The sequence below is a fragment of the Tunturiibacter empetritectus genome, from assembly GCF_014201375.1.
GTDB lineage: Bacteria > Acidobacteriota > Terriglobia > Terriglobales > Acidobacteriaceae > Edaphobacter > Edaphobacter lichenicola_D.
Genome location: NZ_JACHDZ010000001.1, coordinates 1,045,339 through 1,057,926 on the forward strand (window position 1 = coordinate 1,045,339; position 12,588 = coordinate 1,057,926).

General features: G+C 58.4%; 12 protein-coding genes and 1 other RNA gene. 3 read left to right on the forward strand and 10 right to left on the reverse strand.

The window, feature by feature from the left end; translation table 11 throughout:
* The first annotated feature begins 6 nt into the window (after nt 1-6).
* Entirely contained in the window at nt 7-480 is a 474-nt protein-coding gene (locus HDF10_RS04535; RefSeq protein ID WP_183810853.1) for a vitamin K epoxide reductase family protein, read from the forward strand.
* On the opposite strand, the gene HDF10_RS04540 is transcribed toward HDF10_RS04535, so the two are convergent.
* From HDF10_RS04540 to HDF10_RS04565, 5 genes are all read right to left on the reverse strand, one after another.
* Complete coding sequence (locus tag HDF10_RS04540; RefSeq protein WP_183810855.1) at nt 471-914, reverse strand: hypothetical protein; 444 nt, start codon at nt 912-914, stop codon at nt 471-473. The genes HDF10_RS04535 and HDF10_RS04540 overlap by 10 nt on opposite strands.
* A 224-nt stretch (nt 915-1,138) precedes the next feature.
* Nucleotides 1,139-1,495, reverse strand: a transfer-messenger RNA (tmRNA) gene (gene ssrA, locus HDF10_RS04550).
* Nucleotides 1,496-1,668: 173 nt separating this feature from the next.
* Nucleotides 1,669-2,106: a CYCXC family (seleno)protein gene (locus HDF10_RS04555; RefSeq protein WP_260177606.1), complete on the reverse strand. Its 438-nt coding sequence runs from the start codon at nt 2,104-2,106 to the stop codon at nt 1,669-1,671.
* 1,307 nt (nt 2,107-3,413) lie between these two features.
* Nucleotides 3,414-3,704 (reverse strand): 4a-hydroxytetrahydrobiopterin dehydratase, encoded by a 291-nt coding sequence (locus HDF10_RS04560; RefSeq protein WP_183810857.1) that lies wholly within the window; start codon nt 3,702-3,704, stop codon nt 3,414-3,416.
* Between the two features lie 53 nt (nt 3,705-3,757).
* A complete protein-coding gene (locus HDF10_RS04565) occupies nt 3,758-4,924 on the reverse strand; it encodes an HD domain-containing phosphohydrolase (RefSeq protein WP_260177607.1) in 1,167 nt (388 codons plus the stop codon).
* 444 nt (nt 4,925-5,368) lie between these two features.
* Here HDF10_RS04565 and HDF10_RS04570 point away from each other — a divergent pair, with 444 nt between their 5' ends.
* Nucleotides 5,369-5,893, forward strand: coding sequence for a DinB family protein (locus tag HDF10_RS04570; protein ID WP_183810859.1), 525 nt, complete (start codon nt 5,369-5,371; stop codon nt 5,891-5,893).
* 45 nt (nt 5,894-5,938) lie between these two features.
* On the opposite strand, the gene HDF10_RS04575 is transcribed toward HDF10_RS04570, so the two are convergent.
* From HDF10_RS04575 to HDF10_RS04585, 3 genes are all read right to left on the reverse strand, one after another.
* Entirely contained in the window at nt 5,939-6,475 is a 537-nt protein-coding gene (locus HDF10_RS04575) for a DinB family protein (protein WP_183810860.1), read from the reverse strand.
* A gap of 136 nt (nt 6,476-6,611) precedes the next feature.
* On the reverse strand, nt 6,612-8,042 hold the full coding sequence (gene glmU, locus HDF10_RS04580; RefSeq protein ID WP_183810861.1) for a bifunctional UDP-N-acetylglucosamine diphosphorylase/glucosamine-1-phosphate N-acetyltransferase GlmU: 1,431 nt from the start codon (nt 8,040-8,042) through the stop codon (nt 6,612-6,614).
* A gap of 5 nt (nt 8,043-8,047) precedes the next feature.
* Nucleotides 8,048-8,494 carry a winged helix-turn-helix transcriptional regulator gene (locus HDF10_RS04585; protein ID WP_183810862.1) on the reverse strand — a complete coding sequence of 149 codons (447 nt, stop codon included), beginning with the start codon at nt 8,492-8,494 and terminating at the stop codon, nt 8,048-8,050.
* A 123-nt stretch (nt 8,495-8,617) separates the two neighbouring features.
* Here HDF10_RS04585 and HDF10_RS04590 point away from each other — a divergent pair, with 123 nt between their 5' ends.
* Nucleotides 8,618-9,472 carry an SDR family oxidoreductase gene (locus tag HDF10_RS04590; protein ID WP_183810863.1) on the forward strand — a complete coding sequence of 285 codons (855 nt, stop codon included), beginning with the start codon at nt 8,618-8,620 and terminating at the stop codon, nt 9,470-9,472.
* A 341-nt stretch (nt 9,473-9,813) separates the two neighbouring features.
* Here the strand turns inward: HDF10_RS04590 and HDF10_RS04595 are convergent, their stop codons facing one another.
* Nucleotides 9,814-11,898 (reverse strand): glutaminase family protein, encoded by a 2,085-nt coding sequence (locus HDF10_RS04595; RefSeq protein ID WP_311732664.1) that lies wholly within the window; start codon nt 11,896-11,898, stop codon nt 9,814-9,816.
* Between the two features lie 152 nt (nt 11,899-12,050).
* Nucleotides 12,051-12,578 carry an ester cyclase gene (locus tag HDF10_RS21335; protein ID WP_183810864.1) on the reverse strand — a complete coding sequence of 176 codons (528 nt, stop codon included), beginning with the start codon at nt 12,576-12,578 and terminating at the stop codon, nt 12,051-12,053.
* Nucleotides 12,579-12,588 lie beyond the last annotated feature (10 nt).

Genomic DNA, 12,588 nt, shown 5'->3' on the forward strand with positions numbered 1-12,588 from the left:
ACAGACGTGTCGGAACAAATTGCTCCTTTCAACACCGCATTGGTCGTCGCAACCTCGGCTGCTGTGCTGACCTTGTTCCCCGTGGCGGCCCACCAGTTGAATTTGCTGTCGCACTTGCCGGATCCACCATCAGCTGTCTTTGCGTCCGATGACATTACAGAATCTAGCGCAGCGCACCCATTTGGAATACCGGACAGCCTGCTTGGACTCGGAAGTTATGGTGCCACACTCGCACTAATACTCCTCTCGCAACGACGCCCGATGGCACGGAAGGTTCTTGCCATGAAATTAATTGCTGATGGGTCCGTGGCAGGTTTCAATGTAGTAAGGCAATTGGTATCGTTCGGAAAGATATGCTCGTGGTGCACCGGCACGGCTCTTTGTACAGCGGCCATGCTTTTCGCAGGCCGCAAACTGATCGCAGAAGAAACGGCAGTCGATTCGCCGCTTTGGCTTACCCTAACCCCCTATCAGAAGTAGAACCCATGGATCCTCTTGTGCGCGACTAGTTCAGCGAAGACAAGAAGGACAGTTAGTACGCTCACCCAAAAGGTAAACTGCTCCATACGTTTCTTGCGTGTTGATATTGGAGTCAGACGCCACTGAGCTGACGGTCTTCGGCGAAGTCGCCTCACTTGCCAAAGAACGGCGAAATTGATGGCCGCGCCAGCGAGAGCAAAGATCAGCATCGGCAGCCTAATCCCATCCCTATGCAGATCCTGCGACGGAGCAGATGTGGCAATCGAGGTAATGAACGCCGCTAAGCCAATTGCGAAACGCATGCCGCTGGCTGCAATCACCGCAGTACAAACGCTCTGAAGGAAGGCAAATGCCAGCGCCGACCACGCGAGAGCCCCGCTGCGGGTCTCGATTCGCTCCATCCTCTGAAGTTCATCGACTGTTTGTTGCGCCATTCGTCCATTCTCACACTATTTGTCAGAATTCATCGAGCGATCAAGTATAAACACGACAAGAAAAAGTCCGCTAGTTCTGTCCAGGTATGGGTGACAGGATCAAAGACTTCTGCTGCTTTGGCTGTATCCCAAGCACGCCCGGGATAGCGCCAGAAGATGGATGCTCCTCATCCTCTCCAAGGGAGATGCCTCTCCATTGCGAAAACTAGCCTGTGGCGGAAATATGGTGGAGGCGGTGGGAGTCGAACCCACGTCCGAAAAAACTTCCAACAGAGAGCTTTCATGCTTTTTCCGTATCATTTTTGTCTCGTCATCGGCGCTTAGAACGGACGAAGATGCGACGACGACCAGTCTGATTGATCTCGTCCGACCCGCTCAGACGGAGCAGGGAAGACCAGCCTACTGTGCGACGATCGGTACAGGCCCGTAGGCGAAGCTTGAGCGATCGGCTACTTATTTTTTAATTAAGCAGCAAGAGCGAACTGAGGTTCGGCACTTATAGTTTTGTGAGCGATTACGGGTGTCCACACCCCGGCATGCCTCTCTGCCACAAGCAATCCCGTCGAAGCCGTGACGCCCCCATCTGGAGCTGGCACCAACATTGCGTTGGGCGCTACAAAGAACTATCTCGATTATAACTCTCTGCGCGTGGCTTCACGCGAAGGCCAGGATTACGCGCCAATCGTGATCAGAAGCGCCGCCGATCTTCAGAGGAGTCAGGTGTTCGCCGAGGCTTGCCAAGAGAGCTCGACGACTACATGGTTGCGTTGACGAGGTCGACATCCTGCCACTCGCCGCGCTCGATGCCGGCGCGAATCTTCGCCGGGGTCTGGCCTTTTTTCGTCTGCTCGTAGGCGTAGATGGCTTCCTTCATGCAGGTGGAACAGGCGGCTCCATGGGTGCCTTCGAAGCAGCTGTGGAGACTGTTGTGATGCATCACCTTGTCGCAGTGGCAGTAGCAGGGTTGTTGATGCAGGACGGCGGGGATGGCGGCGGCCATCTTGTACGCGGTGACCTGATAGGGATGCGTGAAGTAGGGCCCTGTCAGCTGATCTCCGCTAAGCACGGGCGGAAGGGGCTTTGCCGGTGCAGACGCGTTGTAGGCCGGGATGTCTTCCGATGGGTTTGACCACTGGGCTGAGGCCGCCATGGTGGCCAGACCTAATGCGATGCATCCGAGAATCCGCTTCATGTCAATATTCTAGATCAATCTCTCCTGCTCTCTGCTCCGTTGTTATCTTGCGAATATCAGTTACCTGCAATTCTCTGTCCTCCAAGCTCGATCAATGGTGAATGAGTCGGATTCGTTGATTGCCTGAAGGCTCCTCCCCCTCCCCCTCCCCCCCGGGGGTGTTTTGGGCGTAAATCCTTTATTTTCTTTGGCTTGTAGACAGTTTGTATCTGTAAAGTATTCCGTCTAAAGGAGTTGTGGCTAAGATACTTCATTGGAACGTTTTACGGCCATATGGAGCTATTCTCAAAATCGAGACTTGGTTTTGCCCCTCTCAACCCCATCGGAGACTGGTTCAGAGTTAATTATAAGGATTCGACCATAACTCATGCGCCACGATTATCTTATTGTTTCGGATAGGGTTATGCCGTTTGAGGCTTGACATGAAAGGAGGCGGACATTTTCTCCTTCGTGTTTTCCTTTGTGGCCTGACCGGAATGCGCGCAACGGTAGATCTTTAACGGTAGATCTTTCGATGAGGGGAGGCACTCGTCCGGCACAAAGCGGATAGAGGTGGCGCAAGAGGGATGTGGGCGGTGGAGTCGAAGGTGCTTCGGGACAAAAAAATGCGGCACGAACGGTGTTTTGCTCGTGCCGGGAGGCCAGTGACGCAACTTGTGTCAGCCTTGGTTCGGTGGTGCGGGCTGAGATATTTCACGGGCGGAAGAATCACGCTGCGTTGAAATGAAGATACCACAATATGGAGGAAAAGAAAGGAAAATATGTTCCATCATAGAAATTTGATGGTTTGGGGTCGCTTTTTTGGCTATGCCGTCTCATGATAGTAATGTAAAGCACTTTGAATCATTGATTTATAAAATATCTCTTTTTCCCACATATTTTCTCGGGTGGAGAATACGGGGTTAAATTCATTCTATGAAATACAGTTTTTTGCGGGGGTAGTGTGGGCTGGGCGACTTTCGCTTCAGGGTGGCTAAGGGGAGACAGAGGAAAATACAGGGATCTCTCCACTGCGTCGCGCGATAGGGCCGCGCGACGCAGTGGAGAGATGACTAGTCGTTAGGTTCTTTCGTTAGAGACACCCTCTGTTAGAAGCTGTCCTGCCGGACGAGCCCTGCTGCGCGTGGGGCGGTCACTTCGTGGCTGTGTACCTTGTTGTGGTTAGGGTACGGTGCTGGTCCTCCCGTTGGTCGGAAGGGATGACGCCGACCAGCGGGAGGCCCTATGCTGCCGGCGCTGCCCAGACCGGTATACGTGTCACGAAGTGACCGCCCCACGCGCAGTGGGCCCGTCCGGCAGGATGGTCTTTATGCGGGTGGAAACTCTTTGCTGATCTGGCCAGCCATGGAAGCGTCACGCTGGGTGATTCCAGAGGCGTCGTGAGAGACCAGACCGAGGACTACCTGGTTGTAGCGGATGTCGATATCGGGGTGGTGGTTTGCAGACTCTGCCAGAACAGCGACCCGGTTGACGAAGGCCATCGCTTCGAGGAAGTCCTTGAAGGTCCATTCGCGCACCAGCTTGCCGCCCTTGAGATGCCACTCGGGGTGGGCCTTGAGAACGTCCTCGATCTCGGCTGCATTCATGGCTTTCTTCATGGGGAAATCACCTCGCCCGCTAGCTGTGATCTTAGCTGCGATCCCATCCGATCCTAGCTGCGTTGCTTGTCCGGCGCAACCGGGAGAGCGCTGTTGCTTAGTGAGGGGGAGGGGGATCGTAGTTCCGTTGCGGTACGCAGTTGGGACCAGGTCTCGGCGGGCAGGCCGAGGAAGACCTCGACGATCTGCGGGTCGAACTGGGTTCCGGCACAACGGGTGATCTCTTCTCGGGCCTGGGCGAAGGTTGTTCCCTTGCGGTAGGGGCGGTCGGAGGTCATGGCGTCGAGGGTGTCGGCGATGGCGAAGATGCGGGCGCCGAGGGGGATCTCCTCGCCGCGCAGGCCGCGTGGATAGCCGCCGCCGTCGAACTGCTCCTGATGGGCGTAGACGATCTCGGCAGCCTCGCGGAGGAAGGAGATTTTGCGGACCATCTCGTAGCCGCGCTCGCAGTGCTGCTTCATGATGGCGGTCTCTTCGGGGGTGAGGCGGCCGGGCTTGAGGAGGATGGCGTCGGGCGTGGCGATCTTGCCGATGTCGTGGAGGAAGGCTCCGCGGGCGATGATTCGCAGGTCTTCGGATTCGAGGCCCATGGCGTGGGCGAGCGCGTTGGTGTAGGCGGTGACGCGGCGGGAGTGGCCCTCGGTCTCCTGGTCGCGGAGATCGAGCGCGTCGCCCATGGCTTCGAGGGTGATGTCGTAGCTGCGCTCGAGGTCCTGCATGGTGGAGCGGAGGCGACCGGTTCTGGCGGTGACGATGGCTTCGAGGTTGTGGCGGTAGAGGGTGTTCTGTTTGCGGAGGCGGCCGTGCTCGATGGCGCGCAGGACGACGCTTTCGAGGTCGGTGCGCTCGAAGGGTTTGAGGAGATAGTCGACGGCGCCGCGGCGGAAGGCGCTGGTGACGACGTAGATGTCGTTGATGGCAGAGAACATGACGACGGGGATGCCGGGGTGGTCGGTGCAGAGGTGGTCGAGCAGGGTGAGGCCGTCGGTGACTGGCATCATAACGTCGGAGAGGACGAGGTCGTAGTCGGGGTCCTGCTGGAGGCGGGTGATGGCTGCTTCGGCGCCTTCGGCGGTGGTGACGGAGTAGCCGCTGCGTGAGAGGAGAGCTGCGGCGACCGATCGTACGGATTCTTCGTCGTCAACTACAAGGATTCGTTCCTGCGTCATGGATGGGTACTTTCGCGTCGCGACGCTGCCGTCTTCTGGATTTGGATGCAAGCGGCTTCTCTTTGTGTCCTTATCGGCGGTTGGAGCGGCTGGATGAGCCGCTGCGTGGCGTAGCTTTGCCGGAAAAAATCCTGATACGGGCCATGGACTGGTTTTCTCGTCTTTGTGGGTGTTTTTTGAGGGGGGTTTTGGAAAAAGAGGGTGTTTGGTTGTGGTGAGTTGATGGTGTGGTTGTGGTGGGATGTGTGGTGGATCGTGGTGTTTGGGGTGCGCTTTTAATAGCGCGAAAAATACGCCACGGTTTTGGGACTTATTTTGCGTGTTTGGGATTTTTGAGTGGATTTTGACAGATGGAGACGGGAGATGTAGTTTTGGCGCCATCGAGGCTGATTTCTTTCTCCTGCTTTTTCCCGCGCTCTGCTTGCGATGCGCTTGAGTGCTGGGATCAATTCGAACTGACAACCCGTTGTGGCAGGAGCCAATTCGGAGGGACTTATGAAGACGTTGTTACTTTTGCTGGTGATGTGCACCAGTTCCGTGCATGCCCAGATGGAGGGACTTTGGGAGGGGTTTGACGGAGAGTGGGCTCATGTTTCGCGGCAGCTGATTGCGCTGGCTGAGGCTACGCCGGCGGACAAGTTTGCATGGCGTCCTGCGGCCGGGGTGAGGTCGACGAGCGAGGTCTACATGCATATCGCTCTGGCTAACTTTTACCTGTTGAGCGTGACTGGTCCACCGATGCCGTCAGACATCAAGTCCGACGAGATGGAGAAGACTGTGACCTCGAAGGCGGATGTGATTGCTTTTCTGAAGCGGTCGCTGGAGGCGGTGAAGGCGGCGCGTGCTCAGTTGAAGCCGGGGGATCTTCAACGGAAGGTCACGATCATGAAGAAAGAGGCGACTGTGGACGGGATGTATCTGCGCATTCTGGTTCACGATAATGAGCATATGGGGCAACTGATCGCTTATGCGCGGATGTCGGGCGTGGTGCCTCCTTGGTCGGAGCCTGCTCCTAAGTGAGAGTTGTACGAGTTCGTTGTCGCGGCTGGTCGGAATGTTCGTCGGTTAGGTCTGAGCGTTACTTGCGCGGGCGAGCCTCGTGAGCTGATAGCGATGGTGCCTGATGTGGGAGGACAAGAATCTGAGAGCGTTGAGAGGCGTCATCCATCCGCCGATGGGATGGTGAAAGAGACCGCGGGTCAGTTGCATCTCTGAGAGAGAGTTCAGGATGGGGAGCATGGCGAGTCGAAGTGCGCTCCACTGCGGCACGAGGGATTCGAGGCTTGCCGGGCGGTCAGGAAGAACCATCGTCGCGGATTCCGGCACCTTGATGCGGGTGGGAAGGCTCATGACACAGATCACGGCGGCGGTGCTGGTTCGCTCCTTCCATTGGATGGCGCGGCCGTTGGGGAGATTGGCTTGAATATCTTCGATCGTCGCCCTCTCGACCTTGAGGATGTGATCGAGGACCTGGAAGGCGCACCAGGAGGTGGGCGTGGGTTGAAAGGTGATTTGCGCGGGCTGCCAGGGTGAGAGCGAGGCGAGCAGACTGGTCTTCTGCCGCTCCAACTGCTGGAAGGATCTGAGCAAGCTCGGTTGCATGAGATCTCTCTTGGCGATGCAGTCTAAAGATGATTCAGCCTAGAGATGATTCAGCAAGGTCTCACGATGCCGGCATTTTGCGGGTTGGTTTGATCCTGTGAATGAATTATGGCGCAGATAGGACTAGATGAAGTGTTCAGGCTTTCCTTTCTTCCGTATTTTTGGCGGCGGCTTTGCGGGCGGCTACCCAGCCGGGTTTGGTGGTCTGGCGGGAGCGGCCGAGGGCTAGTGCGCCTTCGGGGACCTCTTCGGTGATGCAGCTGCCGGCGGCTATGTAAGAGCCTGCGCCGATGGTGACGGGGGCGACGAGGGTGGAGTCGGAGCCGATGAAGGCGCCGTCGCCGATGATCGTGGGGTGCTTGTTGACGCCGTCGTAGTTGCAGGTGATGGCTCCGGCGCCGATGTTGACGCCGTCGCCGATGACGGCGTCGCCGAGGTAGCTGAGGTGGTTGGCCTTGGAGCCTTTGCCGATGATGGTCTTTTTGGTTTCGACGAAGTTGCCGATGTGGGCGGCTTCGCCGATGCGGCTCTCGGGACGAAGGCGGGCGTAGGGGCCGAGGATGGCTTTGTCGGCGATCTCGGAGTTGTCGAAGATGCAGCCCTGGTGGACCATGACGTTATCGCCGATGGTGGTGTTGGTGATGACGGAGTAGGAGCGGATGCGGGAGTCGCCGCCGATGTGCGTGTTGCCGAGGAGCTGGACGTAGGGCTCGATGACGGTGTCGGGGCCGATGGTGACGGTGGAGTCGATGACGCAGGTCTCGGGGCGGAAGATGGTGACGCCCTGGGCCATCAAGCGCTTCGCGCTTGCGAGTCGCATGGCGGCGTCGAGGTGCATCATCTCGGCGATGGTATTGGCGCCGAGGACCTCGTCTACGCTGTCGGCTTTGATGGCTACGACGCGCTTGCCTTCGGCGACGAGCATGGCGGCGATGTCGGTGAGGTAGAACTCGCCGTGGGCGTTGTTGGTGGTGAGGGCGTCGAGGCGGGCGAAGAGGGCTGCGGTGTCGAAGCAGTAGATGCCGGAGTTGATTTCTGGTGCGCTGAGCTGGTTAGGGCGGAGAGATTTCTGTTCGACGATGGCGGTGACTTCGGGTTTGTCTGCTGTTGCGCGAATGACTCGGCCGTAGCCGGTGGGGTCGGTTGGAACGGCGGTGAGGATGGTCATGGCGGCGTGCTCGCGGAGGTGGGTGTCGCGGAGGGCGGCGATGGTCTCGGGGCGGATGAGGGGGACGTCGCCGGAGAGGACTAGAAGATGCTTGGGGATTGGCCTGCCGGAGAGCATGAAGTCGGCTTTGAGCATCTGGAGGGCGTGGCCGGTGCCGCGCTGCTCGGGCTGGAGGACGAACTGGACTCCGGTGGGGGCAACGGCGGTGCGCACGCGGTCGGCTTCGTGGCCGATGATGCAAAAGATGTGGTCGGCTCGCACGAGGGTTTCGGCGGCGGCTATGACGTGGAGGAGGAGGGCGCGGCCGCCGATCTCGTGGAGGACTTTGGGGTGCTTGCTCTTGAGGCGGGTGCCTTTTCCGGCAGCCATGATGGCGATGGCGAATTCGTTTGCGTCCATAGAGGCTATCGTCTCATGGGCGAGGTGGAGGGAGAAACTGGGACGGGTGCGGTTTCGAGGGAGGAGTGCTTCGTGCGGTGGCGCATGACTTCGGAGACGTTGTCTTCGACCCAGTTGGTGAGGGTTTTGATGTGTTCGGCGACTTCGCTGCCGAGGCTGGTGAGGCTGTACTCGACTTTGGGCGGGATGGTGGGGTAGACGGTGCGGAGGACGAGGCCGTCGGCTTCGAGAGCTTTGAGCGATTGGGCGAGCATCTTTTCGCTGACGCCGCCGATGCCTCGGACCAGTTCGCTGAAGCGCTGGGTTCCGTCGAGAAGAGTGAGGAGGACGAGCGATCCCCAGCGGGAGGTGATGTGGTCGAGCACGACGCGGGAGGGGCAGTGGGGGTCGTAGAGGTTTCCTTTGCGTCTGCGTTGTTGTCTGCTTGCGAGGACCTTTGCTGGAGTGGTCATGTTAGTAGCTTACCTCGAGGTACGTACTTACGTAAAGTTAGCTTATAGTCTAGCTTGATGTACGGGTTGAAGTTTGTCAGTTGCCCGAGAGAAGAGCAAAAGAGAACAACAAGGAGAAGGACCATGATTGTAGTTACGGGAGCATCGGGAAAGTTGGGGCATCACGTTATTAACGGTTTGTTGAAGAAGGTTCCCGCGGGGCAGATCGTTGCGGCTGTGCGGAGTCCGGAGAAGGCTGCGGATGTGGCGGCTTTGGGGGTGCAGGTGCGGCAGGCGGACTATGCGAAGCTGGAGACTCTTGCATCGGCTTTCGCTGGAGCGGAGAAGGTTTTGTTGATCTCTTCGAACGAACTGGGACAGCGTGAGGCACAACACCGGGCAGTGATTGATGCGGCGGTTGCGGCGAAGGTGAAGATGTTTGGTTATACGAGTCTCCTGCGCGCGGATACGTCGAAGCTTTTGCTCGCGCCGGAACATGTGGCGACGGAAGAGATGGTGAGAGCGTCTGGTCTGCCGTTTGTGATCTTGCGCAACGGTTGGTATCTGGAGAATCATACTGAGGCGCTTGGTCCTGCGCTGGAGCATGGAGCGATTCTGGGGGCTGCTAACGATGGACGTTTTGCAGCGGCTACGCGCGAGGATTATGCGCTGGCTGCGGTTGCGGTGCTTACGGGTGCAGGCCATGAGAAGAAGGTCTATGAGCTTGCGGGGGACGAGTCGTATACGTTGACTGATCTTGCTGAACAGGTTTCTCGTGCGGCGAAGACTACTGTGGTCTATCGAAACCTTACGCCGAAGGAGTATGAAAACGCTCTGGTGAGCTTTGGATTGCCTGCGCCGGTTGCGGGTATTCTTGCGGACGCAGACGCGGGAGCGGCAAAGGGGGAGCTGGATAGCGAGGTGAGTGATCTTCATACGCTGCTGGGTCGTGCGACGACTCCGCTTGCGGATGCGGTGAGAGTTGCTGTGGGACGGTAAGGTTGAGCGCTGGAGGGAATTCTGTGGTTTGGAGGAGCCAACCGCAGATTCCCTTCGGGAAGAGCAACTAGAAAGACGAGAGTAACTGCAGATGCAACGGCAAATGCAAATGCGGGGGTCTCTCCACTGCGCCACTCACGATGAGACTGTGAGTGGCTTCGGTCGAGATGACGATTCTTTTTCGGGTGGTGGAAGAGAACAAGCAACGGCAACGGCAAATGCGACAGAAACAACACAACCGCAGATTCCCTTCGAGATGACGAGTCTTTGGGTAGCTACGATCGAGTGGAGTTAGTGGACGACTGGATGACGAGTCTTGGGTAGCTAGAACCTTGTGGGAGTTAGTGGACGACTGGTAGTTGGGTTACCTCGGGTGAGGTGGATTTAGCGCGCCACTTGGTGGTGAGCGCTTTGTCGGAGAGGGCTTTGATGAAGACGCCGCCGACGACGCTGCGGGCCTGGAAGCCGACTTGTTTGCCGGTTTTGGTGTCGTACCAGTCGGTGAGGGGGACGCGGGTGGGGGTTTCGTTCGTCCAGCGATAGATGGGGTCGACGATGGCGTTGAATTGCTCTGGGTTCGAGGCGAGGGTTGCGGTCCAGATGGACCAGTCGAGCTTGGTGTAGTCGGCGCGGCTGTCGAGGGGGAGGCCGTAGAGGTTGAGCTTGGTGAGGTAGAAGGCTACCTCGCTGTCGCGGACGCTGTTGGGGAAGAGGTTGTAGTCGAGGAGCTTGTCCCAGACGAGGTTGTACTTCTGGCTCCAGGTGTTGGGGCTGTTGAAGGCTAGCTTGTAGTGGTCGCCTTCCTTGGCCATGGTGATCCACTTTGCGGCCATCTCTTTTGCGGTGGATTGGTACTGCTTTGCGACGGCTTCCAGCTTGAGGAGATGGGCTAGGTCGGCGTAGGCGGCGAGGGCGTCGATGGCTTTGAGGGAGAGGTTGGCGTTGTGGGCGACGTGGCCGGCGAAGTCGTCGGTGGTGAGCTGGGTTTCGGGGTCGAGACCGTGGACGTTGAGATACTCGGCCCATTTGGTGAGCTGGGGCCAGTAGCGTTGGGCTAGTTGTGGGGTGCCTTCGGCGCGGGCGACGGCGTCGACGAGGATGAGCATGTTGCCGGTCTCTTCGACGGGCATCTGGTCTTCTTCGGTTTTTTCGCCGCCGCCGTAGACCTGTCCGTTGGCGAGGGGGTATTGGCCGAGATCGTGGGGGGAGAAGGGGAACTTCCAGCGGGCGAGAGAAGAGTATTCGAGGACGGGAAGAAGCTGGGCTTCGAGGAGCTTGGGGTTGAAGAAGAGGAAGAAGGGGGCTGAGGGGTAGAGGACGTCGACGGTGGCGATGCAGCCGTTGGAGAAGTTTTCTTTGGCGAAGAGCATGGGGTCGCCGTTTGCGTCGGCTGCGAGTTTGTGGGCGGCGATGGCTTGTCGGTAGGAGAGGATGGCGATGTAGGCGTAGTGTTCGCCGCCTACTTTCATGAGGTCGGCGGTGAGTTCTTTGTCGAAAGCTTCGCCGCGGGCTTCGAGGGTGGGGTATTGCTGTTCGGCGAGGTCGAGCATCTGCTCTACGGGCATGTTGTTGCGCTGCCAGTAGGAGCGGAGGTTTCGCTGGAGGTACTGGATGGCGTAGTCGTCGGTGTAGGAGAGGAGGATGTGGCGGGTGACGGGTTGAGTGGTGACGGAGCCGAAGTCGATGGTGGTTGCGAGGGCAGAGGCGGAGTGCTCGGCGCGCTCGGGCATGTCCATGGTGTCGGTGATGGGGAGCTGGCCGGTCGAGGCGAAGGCGGTGGCTGCGTGGGGCGCTAGGTAGGTTTTGTAGCTGGTGTCTTTGGGAACGGCTAGATGGAAGTAGCCCCAGTCGATGCGGAGATCGTCGCCGGAGCGGTTGAGGATCTTTTGATCCTGCGAGCCGGTGGAGAGGACGTTAAGGGTGGCGGTTTGATTGCGGAAGGAGTTGACCTGCTGGCTGCGATCGTTGACGGCGATGACTGGGTCTACGTCGAGGAGAACAGAGAGCTGATGCGGTGTGGCGTCGGTTGATTCGGCGGTCCAGGTGAGGTAGGTCACGGGGCGCGAGAGGACGTCGAGGTCGTTGAGGAGGGCGGGGGTGAAGAAGACGAGGCGGAGGGTGATGCCGCTTTGGTGGAACTCGTAGGTGGTGTGGGTGGGCGTGATGGTGTGCGCTGTCTGCTGCATCGCGGGGACGGTGTCGGGGTTGTGGCCGAGGAAGCGGAAGGGCTTGCCGTCGATGCGGACGAGGCCGGTGATGGGCTGCGGGGCGCCGGTCCAGTGGGTGGTGTCGGCGTCGGTGAGGTTGTCGGTGGTGGACCAGAGGCTGAAGTAGGGATCGTGTGTGATGAGCGGAGTGGCGGGGGGACGCTGCTGGGATGCGAGGGGGAGAGTGAGCAGGAGTGAGGCAGCACTTAGCAGGAACACGCGCGGGTTTTTTATGACGAACCTCCGGGGGTGATGACGCTTTTCAAGGATAGCGCCATCGTGGTCTTCGCGGGGGAGTTGTGTCGCTAAGGATCCGTTTACGAACTGCTTGCTTGGGGTAGCAAATTACCTGGTGAATCGAAAGCAGTCCGCTATTTGCCTGGTGGGGGACTAGTCCAGTGCTCCTGCGCAACAGCGTCCCGCCATGCCGAGCCTGGCGGCGACATCGTAAGCCAAGTCTCTGCGAGCTTGCCTGCCTCGATCCGGTAGAGTTGCATGCCAGCCTGGCTGTGCGCCTCGCCAGTCTTTGTATCTGTCCACTTAAATGCAAAGCGAAACCAGGCGCGGTCGCCTGCAAATGTGTGGTCATACACAACTACGCGAATGTCCGGGCGATCCTCGCGAATACTGGCTATCTCCGCTGCATAGGCGTCCCGGGTTACTGTACGGTCGCCTTTTTGGTCATGTCGGAGATAGGCTTCTGCGACGCAGCTCGGTACGAGGTCGTACTGGCCCTCGTGCCAAACCCGCTCCCAGCGGTCGAAGAGGCTTATTAGTGCAGACTCGTTTGACCTTGAACTCTTTCGTGCTGATGACTCAGTTGGCGTCTGATCGCTAGCGCGACAGGCGGTATTGTTTGCTCCCAGGAGCGCAACTAAAAGAATCAGGATTCGTTTCATTGTTCACTCT

Excerpts from the sequence above, each read along its gene's own strand:
- HDF10_RS04570 (WP_183810859.1), top strand. The coding sequence starts at position 5,369 with ATGAAGACGTTGTTACTTTTGCTGGTGATGTGCACCAGTTCCGTGCAT.
- glmU (WP_183810861.1), bottom strand. The coding sequence starts at position 8,042 with ATGGACGCAAACGAATTCGCCATCGCCATCATGGCTGCCGGAAAAGGC.
- HDF10_RS04560 (WP_183810857.1), bottom strand. The coding sequence starts at position 3,704 with ATGAAGAAAGCCATGAATGCAGCCGAGATCGAGGACGTTCTCAAGGCC.
- HDF10_RS21335 (WP_183810864.1), bottom strand. The coding sequence starts at position 12,578 with ATGAAACGAATCCTGATTCTTTTAGTTGCGCTCCTGGGAGCAAACAAT.
- HDF10_RS04540 (WP_183810855.1), bottom strand. The coding sequence starts at position 914 with ATGGCGCAACAAACAGTCGATGAACTTCAGAGGATGGAGCGAATCGAG.
- HDF10_RS04555 (WP_260177606.1), bottom strand. The coding sequence starts at position 2,106 with ATGAAGCGGATTCTCGGATGCATCGCATTAGGTCTGGCCACCATGGCG.
- HDF10_RS04590 (WP_183810863.1), top strand. The coding sequence starts at position 8,618 with ATGATTGTAGTTACGGGAGCATCGGGAAAGTTGGGGCATCACGTTATT.
- HDF10_RS04585 (WP_183810862.1), bottom strand. The coding sequence starts at position 8,494 with ATGACCACTCCAGCAAAGGTCCTCGCAAGCAGACAACAACGCAGACGC.
- HDF10_RS04575 (WP_183810860.1), bottom strand. The coding sequence starts at position 6,475 with ATGCAACCGAGCTTGCTCAGATCCTTCCAGCAGTTGGAGCGGCAGAAG.